The organism is Streptomyces sp. Y1 (assembly GCF_041053115.1).
GTDB lineage: Bacteria > Actinomycetota > Actinomycetes > Streptomycetales > Streptomycetaceae > Kitasatospora > Kitasatospora rubellomurina.
In genome coordinates this window covers 852,817-868,691 of the sequence record NZ_CP163445.1, presented here as the reverse complement: position 1 = coordinate 868,691, position 15,875 = coordinate 852,817, and the positions used below count along the sequence as shown (strand labels likewise).

The window sequence follows — 15,875 nt, the reverse complement described above, 5'->3', positions numbered from 1 at the left end:
CGGTTGGGCCGGCGCCTGAACAACATGTCGGTCCACCTGCCCCGGCACTCCCGCCGCACGACCGGTCAGGTGTCGGCCGGCCCTCGTCGTGCTCGTCCTGGTGCTGCCGGCCCGCTGAAGTCCGACCGGGCCGGAAACGCACCTCGCCCCCGGCCGTCCGATGGCGGACGGCCGAGGGCGAGGGCGTCAGGGGTGCTCCGGCGTCAGGAGCCGGCCCGGCGCTTGTTGTAGACGTCGAAGCCCACCGCCGCGAGCAGCACCAGGCCCTTGATCACCTGCTGGTAGTCGGTGCCGACGCCGACCAGCGACATGCCGTTGTTCAGCACGCCGAGCACCAGGCCGCCGATGATCGCGCCCAGGACGGTGCCGACGCCGCCGCTCGCGGAGGCGCCGCCGATGAAGGCGGCGGCGATCGCCTCCAGTTCGAAGTTGACGCCGGCCTGCGGGGTGCCGGCGTTGAGCCGCGCGGCGAAGACCAGCCCGGCCAGCGCCGCGAGGACGCCCATGTTGGTGAAGGCGAGGAAGACGACCCGCTTGCTCTTCACCCCGGACAGCTTGGCCGCCGGCTCGTTGCCGCCGATGGCGTACGTGTGTCGGCCGATGATCGAGTTGCGCATCAGGTAGCCGAAGCCGACCAGCAGGGCGCCGAGGATCAGCAGCACGATCGGCACGCCGTGGTAGCTGGCCAGCAGCAGGGTGAACACGAGCACGGCCGCCGTGATCACGGCGAGCTTCACCAGGAACAGCCCGAGCGGGAGCACCTCCAGCCCGTACGAGGCGGTCTGCCGCCGGCCGCGCAGCTCCTGGAGGAGCGCGACGGCCAGCACCGCGAGGCCGAGCAGCACGGTGAGGTTGTGGTAGTCGGTGTGCGGGCCGACCTCGGGGAGGAAGCCGCTGCTGATGCTCTGGAAGCCCTTGGGGAACGGCGCCACCGACTGGCCCTGCAGCAGGATCTGGGTGCCGCCGCGGAACAGCAGCATGCCAGCGAGGGTCACGATGAACGACGGGATCCCGAGGTAGGCGATCCAGAAGCCCTGCCAGGCCCCGGCGAGGGCGCCGACCACCAGCGCGACCACCATCGCCACCGGCCACGGCACGTTGTGCTCGACCATCATCACCGCGGCGGCCGCCCCGACGAAGGCGGCCAGTGAGCCGACCGAGAGGTCGATGTGCCCGGCGATGATGACGATCATCATCCCGATCGCCAGGATGAGGATGTAGCCGTTCTGCTGGATCAGGTTGGTGATGTTGAGCGGCTGGAGCAGGATGCCGTCCGTCCAGATCTGGAACAGCAGCACGATCAGCGCGAGCGCGACCAGCATGCCGTACTGTCGCACGTTGCCGCGCAGCGCGCGGGCCAGGACGGAGCCGACGGACGGGCTCGGACCGGGCTCGGGGACGTTCTGGGCGGAGTCCGGGATGATCTCGGTCTGGGCCATGCCTCACACCTGCTCGTTGCTGGATGCGGAGCTCATGGTCATGAGCCGCATGAGGGATTCCTGGGTGGCGTCGGCGCGGGCGACCTCGCCGGTGATCCGGCCTTCGGCCATGGTGTAGATCCGGTCGCACAGGCCCAGGAGTTCGGGGAGTTCGGACGAGATGACGAGCACGGCCTTGCCCTGGGCGGCCAGCTCGGCGACGACGGTGTAGATCTCCGCCTTGGCGCCGATGTCGATGCCCCGGGTGGGCTCGTCGAGGATCAGCACCTCCGGCTCGGCGAAGATCCACTTGCTGAGGACGACCTTCTGCTGGTTGCCGCCGCTGAGCGTGCCGGTCGTGGTGAACACGCTCGGGGCCTTGATGTTCATGGTCCGCCGAAACGATTCGGCGACCTTGCTCTCCTCGTGCCGGTCGACCCGGCCGTACCGGGCGACCTTGCCGAGCGCGCTCAGCGAGATGTTCCGGCTGATGTCGTCGATCAGGTTGAGGCCGAAGTGCTTGCGGTCCTCGGTGACGTAGGCGATGCCGTGCCCGATCGCCTCCGGCACCGTCCGGGTGCGGACCTCCCGGCCGTGCAGCAGCACCCGCCCGCGGCTCCAGCGCCCGTACGAGCGGCCGAAGACGCTCATCGCGAGCTCCGTGCGGCCGGCGCCCATCAGGCCCGCGATGCCGACGATCTCGCCCCGCCGCACGTTCAGGCAGGCACCGTCCACCACGGTGCGCTGCTGGTCGATCGGGTGCCGGACGGTCCAGTCCTCGATCTCGAAGGCGACCTCGCCGATGTCCGGGGTGCGTTCGGGATAGCGGTGCTCCAGGTCCCGGCCGACCATGCCGCGGATGATCCGGTCCTCGGAGATGCCCTCCGGGCCGATCGCGATCGTCTCGATCGTCCGCCCGTCGCGCAGGATGGTGACGGCGTCGGCGACCCGGGCGATCTCGTTGAGCTTGTGCGAGATGATGATGCAGGAGATGCCCTGCGCCTTGAGCTCCAGGATCAGGTCGAGGAGCTTGCGGCTGTCCTCGTCGTTCAGCGCGGCGGTCGGCTCGTCCAGGATGAGCAGCTTGACCTTCTTGGCCAACGCCTTGGCGATCTCGACCAGTTGCTGCTTGCCCACGCCGAGGTCGGCGATCCGGGTGTGCGGGCTCTCGGCCAGACCGACCTGCCGGAGCAGGTCGGCGGCGTGGGTGAGCGTCCGGTGCCAGCTGATGATGCCCCGGGTGGCGTGCTCGTTGCCCAGGAAGACGTTCTCGGCGATGGACAGGTACGGCACCAGGGCGAGTTCCTGGTGGATGATCACGATGCCGCGCTGCTCGCTGGCCCGGATGTCCCTGAACCGGCAGGGCTCGCCCTCGAAGAGGATCTCGCCCTCGTAACTGCCGTGCGGGTAGACCCCGCTGAGCACCTTCATCAGGGTGGACTTGCCGGCGCCGTTCTCACCGCAGATGGCGTGCACCTCGCCGGCGGCGACGCTCAGGTTGACTTCGGAGAGCGCCTTGACACCGGGGAACGACTTGCTGATCGACCGCATTTCGAGAACGGGTCCGGCCATGGGTGTGCGTCCGTATCGATCGGGGCGGTGCGGTGGGGGAGCCCTCGGGCGCCCGGGGATCGACCCGGGCGCCGCCGCGCCGCCGGTTCGGCGTGGGGCCCCGCGAACGGGGCCCCACCGGCTACTTGAGCTGGTCCGCGGTGTACTGGCCGCTGTCGACCAGGACCTTCTGGTAGTTGTCCTTGTCGACGCTGACCGGCTGGAGCAGCTGGGCCGGGACGACCTTCGCGCCGTTGTTGTACTGGGTGGTGTCGTTGACCTCGGGCTTCCCGCCGGTCAGCAGCGCGTCGCCCATCTGGACGGCGACCTTGGCGAGTTGGCGGGTGTCCTTGTAGACGGTCTGGGTCTGCTCGCCCGCGATGATCGACTTCACCGAGGCCAGCTCGGCGTCCTGGCCCGTGACGACGGGCAGGGACTTGGCGTTGCCGTAGCCGACGCCCTTGAGCGAGGAGAGGATGCCGATCGAGATGCCGTCGTACGGCGACAGCACGGCGTCGACGTGGGCGCCGGTGTAGGCCTTGCTCAGCAGGTTGTCCATGCGGGACTGGGCGAGGCCGCCGTCCCAGCGCAGCGTGGCGACCTGGTTGAAGTCGGTCTGGCCGCTCTGCACGACCAGCTTCTTCTGGTCGATGTACGGCTTGAGGACGCTCATCGCGCCGTTGAAGAAGAAGGTGGCGTTGTTGTCGTCCGGCGAGCCGGCGAACAGCTCGATGTTGAACGGCCCCTTGCCGTCCTTGAGGCCGAGCTTGTCGGCGATGTAGCCGCCCTGGAGGACGCCGACCTTGTAGTTGTCGAAGGTCGCGTAGTAGTCGACGTTCTGGGTGCCCCGGATCAGCCGGTCGTAGGAGATGACCGGGATGTGCGCGTCGGCGGCCTTCTGCAGCACGTTGGTGAGGGAGGAGCCGTCGATGGCGGCGATCACCAGCAGCTTGGCGCCCTTGGTGATCATGTTCTCCACCTGGGCGACCTGGTTCTCCACCACGTTGTCGCCGTACTGCAGGTCGGTCTTGTAGCCCTTGGCCTGGAACTCCTTGACCATGTTGGTGCCGTCGTTGATCCAGCGTTCCGACGACTTGGTCGGCATCGCGATGCCGACGAGTCCGCCCTTGGCGTCGCCCTTGGCCGCCCCGTCGCCGACTCCGTTGGCGCTCTGCCCGCAGGCCGCCAGCGAGAGCGCCAGGCCCACCGCGACGAGGCCTGCTGAAAGCTTCCGCACAGTTCCTCCAGTGATGATGTTCCGCGACCGGGACGATGCGCCCCTGGATGGGCGACCGGGAGCGGTCGAGCGGGGCCGGCCGGAGCGGTCCCGCGTGCTGTGGAACGTCGGGATGACGGTAGCTCTGGCCTGGCGTGACATGAAGTGTTAACGCTAACAAGTTTGGCGTCAAGGGCTCTTGGATCACCGTTGGATCGCGGTGCCCCGCCCGGTCGGCACTCCGGGTGCGCTCCATCTGCGGGAAGGTTCTCCGGGACCGCCTTCGATGAACGTTCGGCGAATTGCCCGTGAGCGCGGCGGCCGGCACGGTGAGGTGCCGGGCCGGCGGGGCGGGCGGAACCCCCGCCGGGGCACGGCGGAGCCCCCGCCGGGGCAGGGCGGGGGCGGGCCGGGGCGATCGAGGGCTCAGGACCTCCTGGCCACCCGCCTGGCGCGCAGCCGGTCGGCCGTGATGGCCAGGCCGAGGACGCAACCGAGCACGATGTCGGTGTAGTTGGAGTTGATCTGAAGGGTCGTCAGCCCGTTGTTGATCAGCTCCAGCAGGACGGCGCCGGCGACGATCCCCAGCACGCGCCCCTGCCCTCCGGTCAGGCTGACCCCGCCGATCACCGCGGCCGCGATCGCCGAGAGCTCCCAGCCGACGCCGACGCCGCTGGCGGAGCCGACCCCCATCCGGCCCAGCACGAGCATCCCGGCGAAGGCCGACACCAGCGAGGACGTCACGTACATCGAGACCACCCGCCGGTCGCCGCGGATGCCGGCCAGCCGGGCCGCCTCGGGGTTGCCGCCGACCGCGTAGACCTGCCGCCCGGCGTAGGTGCGCTCCAGGAAGAACCACGCGGCGGCGGTGACCACCGCGAACAGCACCAGCGGCACCGGGACTTGGGCCAGGTAGCTCTGGCCGACGTCGCCGAAGAACGGCGAGATGCCGACGATCGAGGTGCCGGAGGTGATCGCCAGGGTCACGCCCTGGGCCACGGTGTAGGTGACGAGCGTGACCACGAACGGCGGCATCCGCAGCCGGGTGACGGCCAGTCCGTGGAGCAGGCCGACCAGTCCGGCGATGCCCAGGGTGGCCAGGACGGCCAGACCCGCGGGCAGGCCGGCCCGGACGTTGAACCAGGACATCAGGATCACGCTGGTGCCCAGCAGGGCGCCCACCGACAGGTCGATGCCGCCGGTCAGGATGACCAGCGACTCGCCGATCGCGATCAGCCCGTACTGGGCCAGGTCGGCGCCCATGCCCTGGAGGTTGACGGCGCTGGCGAAGGTGTCCCGGGCCAGCGCGAGCGCCGCGAACACGGCGACGCAGGCGAGGACGACGCCCACCTCCGGGGTGTCGACCAGCGCGCGCAGCCGGCTCCGGGCCGGCGCCGCCGTGGACCGGCGGGCGGGAGCGGTCTCGGTGCTCATGCGGAACCCTCCCCGTGCGCCGCCGGCTCCGGCCGGCTGGTGGCCGCTGTCATGATCCGCTCCTTGCCGAAGTGTTCGCGCGGAAGGTCCGCGACGATCCGTCCGTGGGCCATCACGAGGATCCGGTGGCAGATCCACAGCAGTTCCTCCAGTTCGGACGAGGCGGCCAGGACGGCGAGCCCGTCCGCCGCGGCCCGGTCGATGAGCCGGTAGATCTCGGCCTTGGCCCCCACGTCGACGCCGCGGGTGGGTTCGTCGAGCAGCAGCACGTCGGGGGTGGCGTGCAGCCAGCGCCCGAACACGACCTTCTGCTGGTTGCCGCCGGACAGGTCGCCGATCGGCTGCTCCTGGCTGTGCAGCCGGACGCCCAGGCCGTCCACGATCCGTTGTGAGCGCGCACGGTCGCCGCCGGGGGTGAGCACCCCGTGCCAGGAGTCGCGCCGGAGGGTGGCCAGGGTCGCGTTCCAGCGCACCGGGTGCGCCAGCAGCAGGGACTGCTCCTTGCGGTCCTCCGGCACCAGGCCGATGCCCGCGGCGACGGCGTCGGCGGGGTGGCGCGGGCGGAAGCGGCGCCCGCCCAGTTCGACCTCGCCGCCGGTGCGCGGCTGCGCGCCCATCAGGGTGTGCAGGAGCCGGCTGCGGCCCGAGCCCATCAGTCCGGCCACGCCCACGATCTCGCCGGCCCGCAGGTCCAGGTCGACCGGGCCGAGGCCGTCCGCCGTCAGCCCCCGGGCGGTCAGGACGGTGCGGGCCGCCGCCGGGACGGGGCGCACGGCCGCGTCGCGGGCGAGCTCGCCGCCGACCATCTCGCGGATCAGCCGCGCCTCGGTGGCCTCGGCCGGGCCGAGGTCCGCGACCAGGCGGCCGCCGCGCAGCACCACGACCCGGTCGGCGATGTCCCGGACCTCGTCCAGCCGGTGGCCGATGAACAGCACCGCGCCGCCGTCCGCGGCGTGGCGCCGGGCGAGGGCGAGGACCTTCCCGGCCTCGACCGGCCCGAGCGAGGAGGTCGGCTCGTCCAGGATCAGGACCAGCGGCCGGTTGCCCCAGGCCTTGGCGATCTCGATCATCTGCCGCAGCGGAACGGGCAGTTGCTCGACCGGCCGGTCGACGTCGATGCCCTCGACGCCGATGTCCGCGAGCAGTTCGCGGGCCTCGCGCCGGGTGCCGGCGCGGTCGAACAGGGCCCGGCGCAGCCTCCCCGCACCGGGGGCGGACCGGGTGCGCCGGCCGAGCAGCAGGTTCTCGGCCACGCTGAGGCGGCCCACCAGCGGGAACTCCTGCGCCACCAGGCTGACGCCGAGCGCCTTCGCGTGGTCGGGCCGCCCCGGCTGGAGCGGGCGGTCCGCGACCAGGACCTCCCCGGCGGTGGGGGAGACGGTGCCGGACAGCACGCCCATCAGGGTCGACTTCCCGGCGCCGTTCTCCCCGACCACACAGGTGATCTGACCGCGCATCAGGTCGAGCTCCGGGATGTCCAGCACGGTGACCGGCCCGTAGCTCTTGCGCACCTCGCGCAGGGCCGCGGCCGGCCGGGCGGCCGCGGGGGCGGCTGGCCCGGTCATCCGGTGATGCCGAGCTGGGCCTGCTTGGCCCGGAAGTCGGCCAGGTTGTCCGGGGTCACCACGCCCACGCCGGAGCTCAGGGTGCTGCCGTCGGGCTCCAGGAACGGCTTGACGACGGCCAGCGTGGCGTCCTTGCCGAGGACCTTGAGGGCGGCCAGCAGGTAGGCGCCGGTGTAGCCCTGCTGGTAGGGCGACTGGACGACGGTCGCCTGGATGACGCCCTGCTGGATGAACGTCAGGGTCTGGGCGTCGCTGTCGTCCGAGACCACCTTGACCTTCCCGGCCTTGCCGGCGGCCTGCACCGCCTGGGCGGCCGAGGGGCCGTCGTAGGAGTAGACGCCGTACAGGCCGGTCACGCCCGGGTCGGTCTGGATCGCGGTCTGCGCGTTGGTGAGGGCCTTGGCCGCGTCCATGTTGTCGGCGAGCTTGTTGGACACCTTGATGTCGGTGCCCTTGAGCGCGTCCTCGAAGCCCTGGATGCGTTCGACGGCGTTGGAGGCGGTCAGCGAGCCCACCAGCACCACGACCTTGCCGTGGCCGCCCAGCGCGGTCTTCATCGCCTCGCCCGCGCGCTTGCCGGCCTGGTAGTTGGGCGTGCCGAGGTAGAGCGCGGCGCCGTCCTCGGCGGGCAGCGGCGAGTCGATCGCGAGGACCGGTATGCCGGCCGAACCGGCGGACTGGATGGGCGACTTGACGGCGGTCGGGTCGATCGCGGAGAGCGAGAAGGCGGAGATGTCCTGGCCGCGCAGGGTCTGGAGGATGGACAGCTGCTGGTCCAGGCGGCCGTTCGCCGGGGCCTGGAAGGTGCCCTTGACCCCGAGGTCGGCGAGGCCCTTGGTGAAGCCGGCCTTGCCGGCGTTCCAGTAGTCCACGGAGACGTTGACCACCATGGCCAGGTCCAGCCGGGAGAGGTCCTTGCCCTGGAGGGCGGCCTTGAGCGCGGCGTCGAGGCGGGTCAGGTTGTCGTCGTTGAAGGTGATGTCGCCCTGGATCGCGGGCGCGGCGGCCGAGGAGCCGCCGGCGGGGGCGCCGGAGTCGCCGGCGCCCTGCTTGCTGCAGCCGACGGCCAGGGCCAGGACGGCGAGCGCGGCGGACGCGACGCGGACGGTCCGGGGGCGTCGGCGGATGGGTGCGCGCATGTGGTGGTTCCTCTCGATCGCTGCCGGTGGGTGGGGGGAGCAGGTGAAAGGCGCGGCGAACCGGCAGCCGTGCTCGGTTGCGCCGGAGTGGAGTGTGAGCGCTCACATCGGCCAGCGTCAACCTCCGTGCAATCGAGCTGGGATGACGGACCGACAGCCCGGCGGGCCTGACCGGCCGTTCCTCGGTGCGATGTGTCAAAAGCCTTGACGGCACAGGGTCGGTGCGGCACTGTCACCGGTCCAGGAACCCTCCACCTCCGGCCCGGGGCTGAAGAGTGCTGCCCCGGGGCGGATTGTTAGCGCTCACTTTCCTTTCTGGCCGCGCTCAACGATGAGCAGGGAGGCACCATGAGTGACGACAACGGAACGACCCGGGGACGCGGCGCGCTGCGCCGCCTCGCCCGGGCCGGGGCGGCCCTCGCCGTCCTGGTCGGCGCCCTGGCGGGCGCCACCGCGACGAGCGGCGTGGCCCAGGCGGCCACCCAGGGACCGTGCGACATCTACGCCGCCGGCGGCACGCCCTGCGTGGCCGCGCACAGCACCACCCGCGCCCTGTATGCCGGGTACGGCGGGCCGCTCTACCAGGTCCGGCGCTCGTCGGACCAGGCGCTGAAGAACATCGGCGCCCTGAGCACCGGCGGCTACGCCGACGCCGCCGCGCAGGACGCCTTCTGCGCCGGCACCAGCTGCGTGATCACCGTGATCTACGACCAGAGCGGCCGGGGCAACCACCTCACCCAGGCACCCGGCGGCGGGGCCGCGCCCGGCCCGGACAACCTCGCGGACGCGACCCTGGCGCCCACCACGCTGAACGGCCACCGGGCCTACGGCGTGTACGTCGCGCCGGGCACCGGCTACCGCAACAACCACACCTCGGGCGTCGCGACCGGCGACCAGCCCGAGGGGATGTACGCGATCCTCGACGGCAGCCACGCCAACGGCGGCTGCTGCTTCGACTACGGCAACGCCGAGACGAGCAGCACCGACACCGGCAACGGTCACATGGAGGCGATCTACTTCGGCGCCATCAAGGTCTGGGGCTACGGCAGCGGCCCCGGGCCCTGGGTGATGGCCGACCTGGAGAACGGCCTGTTCTCCGGGGCCAACCCGGGCTACAACGCCAACGACCCGACGGTGAACCACCGCTACCTGACGGCCATGGTCAAGGGCGCGCCGAACCAGTGGGCGATCCGCGCCGGCGACGCCCAGTCCGGCGGGCTGTCGACGTTCTACTCCGGGCCGCGCCCGAACGCGTCGGGCTACAACCCGATGCACAAGGAGGGCGCGATCATCCTCGGCATCGGCGGCGACAACAGCAACGGCGCCCGAGGCACCTTCTACGAGGGCGTGATGACCTCCGGCTACCCGTCCGAGGCCACCGAGAACGCCGTCCAGGACAACATCGTCGCCGCCGGCTACGCCACCTCCTCGGGGCCCGCCACGGGGGCGCTGCGCGGCACCGGCTCCGGCAAGTGCCTGGACGTCCCCAACGCCTCCAGCACGCCCGGGCTGCAGGCGCAGATCTACGGCTGCTCCGGCGGCGCGAACCAGACCTGGACCCGCACCGCGGACGGACAGCTCACGGTGAACATCGCCGGCAGCACCCTGTGCCTGGACGCGTACGGCGCCGGCGCGGCGGACGGCACCAAGGTGGTGACCTGGCCCTGCAACGGCGGTGCCAACCAGAAGTGGCAGTTCAACTCGGACGGCAGCGTGACCGGCGTCCCATCCGGCCGCTGCCTCGATGTCTCCGGGGGGCTCACCGCCGACGCCACGCCCGTCCAGCTGTGGAGCTGCTGGGGCGGTGACAACCAGAAGTGGGCCCTCGGGTAGGCCCCGGCGCACCCGGCCGGGCCCCGGCACCGCGTCCCCGCGGAGCCGGGGCCCGGCCGCAGTCGGCCCGCAGTCGGTCCGCAATCGGCCCGCAATCGGCCCGCAGTCGGCCTGCGGACGGTGGGGCGGCGGGGGCGGCGGGGCGCGGGGCGGCGACGGGGGAAACCGCCTCCACGGAAGAGGTGTGAGCGTTAACTTGGCGATATTGGCACATGTCAGCAGCCTGCGCGGCTGGTATGAAGAGAAACCGCCGGTTGAACCGAGGGTGACGGATTGGCCTGGACCTGGTCGCGTACTGTGGTCCACAGCCGAGGAGGGGACTGCGAGTGGGAACCGATAGCGCCGGGACGGAACAGCGCCAGCCCGTGATGGCGGACGTGGCGAAACTGGCGGGCGTTTCCCACCAGACCGTGTCCCGGGTGCTCAACGGCGCCCCGCACGTCCGGCCGGACACCCGGGACCGGGTGCTGGCCGCCATACGGGAACTGGACTACCGGCCCAACTCCGCCGCCCGCACGCTGGTCACCCGCCGGTCGCAGACCCTCGGGGTGGTCAGCTTCGACTCGACCCTGTACGGCCCCGCCTCGATGCTGGACGGCATCGAGCGGGCCGCGCGCAGCGCCGGGTACTTCGTGAGCGTGACCAGTCTGCGTTCCCTGGACGGCCGTTCGGTCCAGGAGGCCGTCGACCGGCTGCGCGACCAGGGGGTGGAGGGCGTGGTGGTGATCGCGCCGCAGACCTCCTCCGTCAGCCCGTTGGCCAAGCTGTCGAGTTCGGTGCCGCTCGTCGCGGTGGGTTCGGGCAACCAGACCCATGTGCCCATGGTCTCGGTGAGCAACGGCTACGGCGCCGGCGAGGCCACCGGGTACCTGCTGGACCTGGGCCACCGCACCGTGCACCACGTGGCGGGGCCGGCCAACTGGCTGGAGAGCCGGGACCGGGAGGAGGGCTGGCGCCTCACGCTGCGGGCGGCCGGCGCCCCCGTGCCGGAGGTGCAGCGCGGCGACTGGAGCGCCCGCTCGGGCTACCAGGCGGGGCTGCGGCTCGCCCGACTGGACGACGTCACCGCCGTGTTCTGCGCCAACGACCACATGGCCCTCGGCCTGCTGCGCGCCCTGCACGAGGCCGCCCGGTCGGTGCCGCACGAGATCAGCGTCATCGGCTTCGACGACATTCCGGAGGCCGCCTACTTCACCCCGCCGCTGACCACGGTGCGGCAGGACTTCGGTGAACTCGGCAGGCGGGCCCTGGAACTCCTCGTCGGGGAGCTGGAGGGGGCCGCGCCCTCGCCGGCCCACGTGCAGATCACCCCGGAGATGGTGGTGCGGCGCAGCGTCGGCCCGCCCGCATGGCGCTGAGCCGGTGGCACGTAGCCGCTCCGCGGCTCGGCGACCCGACGCGACCCGACCCCGGCCGACCCCGGCTCGACCCGACCGCTGAGCTCCCGGTGTCTCGGGTTCCGCCCGTGAACTTCCCTTGACACGTCGTTTGTTAGCGCTAACAATCTCCGTGAGCGTTAACAATGACGCTTCTCACCGCTCCGCCGGCCGGGCCCACTGCTTCCCGCTTCCGTGCGCCCGGCCGGCGGTCAAACGTTCCGTTCTTCTGAGGGAGAGGTAGCGGAACGAAGCCTGTCGCCGGTGCCGTCCGCCCTGCCCCGGTCGAGGACGCACCGGCGACAGGTCACAACGCAGGCCTCGCGTACGAAGGATGAGCACGTGACCGTGATCCCTGCTACTCCCGACGCCGACCGGACCGATCAGGCCGACCCGGCCGATCAGACGGACCAGGCCGATCGGGCCGATCGGGCCGACCGGTACGTCGTCGGCGTCGACTTCGGCACGCTCTCCGGCCGCGCCGTGGTGGTCCGGGTCCGGGACGGCGAGGAACTGGGCACCGCCGTCCACGACTACCCGCACGCCGTCATCGAGCACGAGCTGCCCGGCACCGGCCGCCCGCTCCCGCCCGACTGGGCGCTGCAGCACCCGGCGGACTGGCGCGAGGTGCTGCGCACCGCCGTCCCGGCCGCGCTCACCGCCGCCGGAGTTGACCCCGCCCAGGTCATCGGCATCGCCACCGACTTCACCGCCTGCACCGTCCTGCCCGTGCTCGCGGACGGCACCCCGCTGGCCGAGACCCCCGACTGGGCCTCCCGCCCGCACGCCTGGCCCAAGCTCTGGAAGCACCACGCCGCGCAGCCCCAGGCGGACCGGATCAACGCGCTGGCCCACGCCCGCGGCGAGAAGTGGATCTCCCGGTACGGCGGCCGGATCTCGGCCGAGTGGCAGTACGCCAAGGCGCTGCAGGTGCTGGAGGAGGACCCGGCCGTCTACGCCGCGTGCGAGCGCTGGATCGAGGCCGCCGACTGGATCGTCTGGCAGCTCACCGGCACGGAGAGCCGCAACACCTGCACGGCCGGCTACAAGGGCATTCACCAGGACGGGAGTTACCCGAGCGAGGACTACCTCGCCGCGCTCCACCCGGACTTCGCGGACTTCGCCCGCACCCGCCTGGAACACCCGCTCTCCCCGCTCGGCTCGCGGGTCGGCTCGCTCAGCGCCCGAGCGGCGCGGTGGACCGGCCTTCCCGCCGGCATCGCGGTCGCCGCCGGCAACGTCGACGCCCACGTGGCCGCCCCCGCGGCCAGGGCCGTCGAGAACGGCCGACTCCTCGCCATCATGGGCACCTCCACCTGCCACGTGGTCAACGGCGCCACCCTGGCCGACGTCCCCGGCATCTGCGGCGTGGTCGAGGACGGCATCGTCACCGGCTCCTACGGCTACGAGGCGGGCCAGAGCGCCGTCGGCGACATCTTCGCCTGGTGGCTGCGCCAGGGCGTGCCCGCCGACTACCTGGCCGAGGCCGAGGCGAACGGCGAGGACCTGCACCGGCTGCTCACCCGCAAGGCCGCCGACCAACCCGTGGGCGCGCACGGCCTGGTGGCGCTCGACTGGATGAACGGCAACCGCTCGACCCTGGTCGACCACCACCTCTCCGGCGTGATCGTCGGACTCACCCTGGCCACCCGCCCCGAGGACGTCTACCGCGCCCTGCTGGAGGCCACCGCCTTCGGCACCCGTGTCATCGTCGAGGCCCTGGAGCAGGGCGGCGTCCCCGTCACCGAGTTCATCGTCACCGGCGGGCTCAAGAAGAACGCCCTGCTGATGCAGATCCACGCCGACGTGCTGCGCCGCCCGGTCTCGGTCGCCGAGTCCGAGCAGGGCCCGGCGCTCGGCTCCGCGATCCACGCGGCCGTCGCCGCCGGGGCGTACCCGGACGTCCGGACCGCGGCCGCCGCCATGGGCCGGGTGCGGCAGGGCGCCTACCGGACCGACCCGGCCGCCGCCGACGCGTACGACCGCCTCTTCGCCGAATACCGCGCCCTGCACGACCACTTCGGACTCGGCGCCGACAAGCTGCTGCACCGCCTGCGCGACATCCGCAACGCCGCCCTCACCACCCCGAGCGAGGCCCTGTGAACGCGAACAAAACCACCGGCACGACGGTCGACCTGATCCGCCGCCAGGTCAGCGACCTCCATCAGGAGCTGGTCCGCTACGGCCTGGTGGTCTGGACCGCCGGCAACGTCTCCGCCCGCGTCCCCGGCGAGGACCTGCTCGTGATCAAGCCCAGCGGCGTGTCCTACGACGAGCTGTCGCCCGAGAACATGATCGTCTGCGACCTGGACGGCAAGGTCGTCGAGGGCGAGCACGCGCCCTCCTCCGACACCGCCGCGCACGCCTACGTCTACCGCACCATGCCCGAGGTCGGCGGGGTGGTCCACACCCACTCCACCTACGCCTGCGCCTGGGCGGCCCGCGGCGAGGCCGTCCCCTGCGTCCTGACCGCGATGGCCGACGAGTTCGGCGCCGAGATCCCGGTCGGCCCGTTCGCCCTGATCGGCGACGACTCGATCGGTCGCGGCATCGTGGACACCCTCCGGGGCCACCGCTCGCCCGCCGTCCTGATGCAGAACCACGGCGTCTTCACCATCGGCAAGGACGCCAGGGCCGCCGTCAAGGCCGCCGTGATGTGCGAGGACGTCGCCCGCACCGTCCACCTCTCCCGCCAGCTCGGCGAGCCCCTGCCGATCGCCCAGGCGGACATCGACAGCCTCAACCACCGCTACCAGAACGTCTACGGCCAGCCCCAGGCCCGGTAAGGAGCCACCCCGTGAAGAAGCCACTGGACGGACGCCAGGCCTGGTTCCTGACCGGCAGCCAAGGGCTCTACGGCGAGGAGACGCTGCGCCAGGTCGCCGAGCAGTCCCAGCGCATCGCCGAAGCCCTGAACCGCGACGCGGCACTGCCCGTCGAGGTGGTCTGGAAGCCCGTCCTCACCGACGCCGGCGCCATCCGCCGGGTGTGCCTGGAGGCCAACTCCGCGGACGACTGCATCGGCCTGATCGCCTGGATGCACACCTTCTCCCCGGCCAAGATGTGGATCGCGGGCCTCGACGCCCTGCAGAAGCCGCTGCTCCACCTGCACACCCAGGCCAACGTCGACCTGCCCTGGCAGACCATCGACATGGACTTCATGAACCTGAACCAGGCCGCCCACGGCGACCGCGAGTTCGGCTACATCCAGTCCCGCCTCGGGATCGCGCGCAAGACCGTCGCCGGGCACGTCAGCGACCCCGCCGTGTCCTCCAGGATCGCCACCTGGGCCCGCGCCGCCGCCGGCCGCGCCGAACTGCGCAGCCTCAAGCTCGCCCGCTTCGGCGACAACATGCGCGACGTCGCCGTCACCGAGGGCGACAAGGTCGAGGCCCAGCTCCGCTTCGGCGTCTCCGTCAACACCTACGGCGTCAACGACCTCGTCGCCGCCGTGGACGCGACGGACGACGGCGACGTCACCGCGCTGGTCAAGGAGTACGAGGACAGCTACCGCCTCGCGCCCGAGCTGCGGGCGGACGGCGAGCGCCACGGGGCGCTGCGCTACGCGGCCCGCATCGAACTCGGCCTGCGCGGCTTCCTGGAGCAGGGCGGCTTCAAGGCCTTCACCACCAACTTCGAGGACCTCGGCGGGCTGCGCCAGCTGCCCGGCCTCGCCGTGCAGCGGCTGATGGCGGACGGCTACGGCTTCGGCGGCGAGGGCGACTGGAAGACCGCCACCCTGCTGCGCACCCTCAAGGTGACCGCCGGCGGACTGGCCGGCGGCACCTCCTTCATGGAGGACTACACCTACCACCTGGAGTTCGGCCGCGAGCTGATCCTCGGCGCGCACATGCTGGAGGTCTGCCCGAGCATCGCGGCCGGCACCCCCTCCTGCGAGATCCACCCGCTGTCCATCGGCGGGCGGGAGGACCCGGTCCGCCTGGTCTTCGACGCCGAGCCGGGCCCGGCGGTCGTGGTCGGCCTCGCGGACCTCGGCGACCGGTTCCGGCTGGTCGCCAACGAGGTGGACGTGGTCGCGCCGCCGGCGCCGCTGCCCCACCTGCCGGTCGCCCGCGCGGTCTGGAAGCCGCGTCCGGACCTGCACACCTCCACCGAGGCCTGGCTGACGGCCGGCGGACCGCACCACACCGTGCTCTCCGGCGCGGTCGGCACCGAGGAGCTCGACGACCTCGCCGAGATGCTCGGCGTCGAACTGCTGGTGATCGACGACGACACCAACATCCGGCGGTTCACCCAGGAGCTGCGCTGGAACCAGGCCTACCACCGCCTGGCCCAGGGGTTCTGACCCCGCGCAACCCGCCGGCCCGCACCCCGTACCCTGG

At 71.9% G+C, this 15,875-nt stretch carries 11 protein-coding genes; 5 read left to right on the top strand and 6 right to left on the bottom strand.

Annotated features, from left to right (window positions below):
* Positions 1-203: 203 nt before the first annotated feature.
* The 6 genes from mmsB to AB2U05_RS03520 all read right to left on the bottom strand — a co-directional run bounded on the left by mmsB (position 204) and on the right by AB2U05_RS03520 (position 8,323).
* A complete protein-coding gene (gene mmsB, locus AB2U05_RS03545) occupies positions 204-1,439 on the bottom strand; it encodes a multiple monosaccharide ABC transporter permease (protein WP_369182394.1) in 1,236 nt (411 codons plus the stop codon).
* Positions 1,440-1,442: 3 nt separating this feature from the next.
* Positions 1,443-2,990 carry a multiple monosaccharide ABC transporter ATP-binding protein gene (mmsA, locus tag AB2U05_RS03540; RefSeq protein WP_369182393.1) on the bottom strand — a complete coding sequence of 516 codons (1,548 nt, stop codon included), beginning with the start codon at positions 2,988-2,990 and terminating at the stop codon, positions 1,443-1,445.
* Between the two features lie 121 nt (positions 2,991-3,111).
* Complete coding sequence (gene chvE, locus AB2U05_RS03535) at positions 3,112-4,206, bottom strand: multiple monosaccharide ABC transporter substrate-binding protein (protein ID WP_369182392.1); 1,095 nt, start codon at positions 4,204-4,206, stop codon at positions 3,112-3,114.
* Between the two features lie 405 nt (positions 4,207-4,611).
* The gene (locus tag AB2U05_RS03530; RefSeq protein WP_045709311.1) at positions 4,612-5,619 is read right to left on the bottom strand and encodes an ABC transporter permease; all 1,008 of its coding nucleotides are present in this window, start codon (positions 5,617-5,619) and stop codon (positions 4,612-4,614) included.
* Entirely contained in the window at positions 5,616-7,184 is a 1,569-nt protein-coding gene (locus AB2U05_RS03525) for a sugar ABC transporter ATP-binding protein (RefSeq protein ID WP_369182391.1), read from the bottom strand. The genes AB2U05_RS03530 and AB2U05_RS03525 overlap by 4 nt, the downstream gene beginning before the upstream one ends.
* Positions 7,181-8,323 carry a substrate-binding domain-containing protein gene (locus AB2U05_RS03520; RefSeq protein ID WP_369182390.1) on the bottom strand — a complete coding sequence of 381 codons (1,143 nt, stop codon included), beginning with the start codon at positions 8,321-8,323 and terminating at the stop codon, positions 7,181-7,183. Before AB2U05_RS03520 ends, AB2U05_RS03525 begins: the two co-directional genes overlap by 4 nt.
* 348 nt (positions 8,324-8,671) lie before the next feature.
* Here AB2U05_RS03520 and AB2U05_RS03515 point away from each other — a divergent pair, with 348 nt between their 5' ends.
* The 5 genes from AB2U05_RS03515 (at position 8,672) to araA (ending at position 15,838) form a co-directional block, all read left to right on the top strand.
* Entirely contained in the window at positions 8,672-10,156 is a 1,485-nt protein-coding gene (locus tag AB2U05_RS03515) for an arabinofuranosidase catalytic domain-containing protein (RefSeq protein WP_369182389.1), read from the top strand.
* Positions 10,157-10,482: 326 nt separating this feature from the next.
* Positions 10,483-11,514 carry a LacI family DNA-binding transcriptional regulator gene (locus tag AB2U05_RS03510; RefSeq protein ID WP_244178758.1) on the top strand — a complete coding sequence of 344 codons (1,032 nt, stop codon included), beginning with the start codon at positions 10,483-10,485 and terminating at the stop codon, positions 11,512-11,514.
* Positions 11,515-11,874: 360 nt separating this feature from the next.
* Positions 11,875-13,635: a ribulokinase gene (locus tag AB2U05_RS03505; protein WP_369182388.1), complete on the top strand. Its 1,761-nt coding sequence runs from the start codon at positions 11,875-11,877 to the stop codon at positions 13,633-13,635.
* Positions 13,632-14,318: an L-ribulose-5-phosphate 4-epimerase gene (locus AB2U05_RS03500; RefSeq protein ID WP_045696217.1), complete on the top strand. Its 687-nt coding sequence runs from the start codon at positions 13,632-13,634 to the stop codon at positions 14,316-14,318. Before AB2U05_RS03505 ends, AB2U05_RS03500 begins: the two co-directional genes overlap by 4 nt.
* An 11-nt stretch (positions 14,319-14,329) precedes the next feature.
* Complete coding sequence (gene araA, locus AB2U05_RS03495; protein ID WP_369182387.1) at positions 14,330-15,838, top strand: L-arabinose isomerase; 1,509 nt, start codon at positions 14,330-14,332, stop codon at positions 15,836-15,838.
* Positions 15,839-15,875 lie beyond the last annotated feature (37 nt).

What these genes read in the sequence shown, in the direction of transcription:
- AB2U05_RS03520 (WP_369182390.1), bottom strand. Translation starts at nt 8,323, where the DNA reads ATGCGCGCACCCATCCGCCGACGCCCCCGGACCGTCCGCGTCGCGTCC.
- mmsB (WP_369182394.1), bottom strand. Translation starts at nt 1,439, where the DNA reads ATGGCCCAGACCGAGATCATCCCGGACTCCGCCCAGAACGTCCCCGAG.
- AB2U05_RS03530 (WP_045709311.1), bottom strand. Translation starts at nt 5,619, where the DNA reads ATGAGCACCGAGACCGCTCCCGCCCGCCGGTCCACGGCGGCGCCGGCC.
- mmsA (WP_369182393.1), bottom strand. Translation starts at nt 2,990, where the DNA reads ATGGCCGGACCCGTTCTCGAAATGCGGTCGATCAGCAAGTCGTTCCCC.
- AB2U05_RS03515 (WP_369182389.1), top strand. Translation starts at nt 8,672, where the DNA reads ATGAGTGACGACAACGGAACGACCCGGGGACGCGGCGCGCTGCGCCGC.
- AB2U05_RS03525 (WP_369182391.1), bottom strand. Translation starts at nt 7,184, where the DNA reads ATGACCGGGCCAGCCGCCCCCGCGGCCGCCCGGCCGGCCGCGGCCCTG.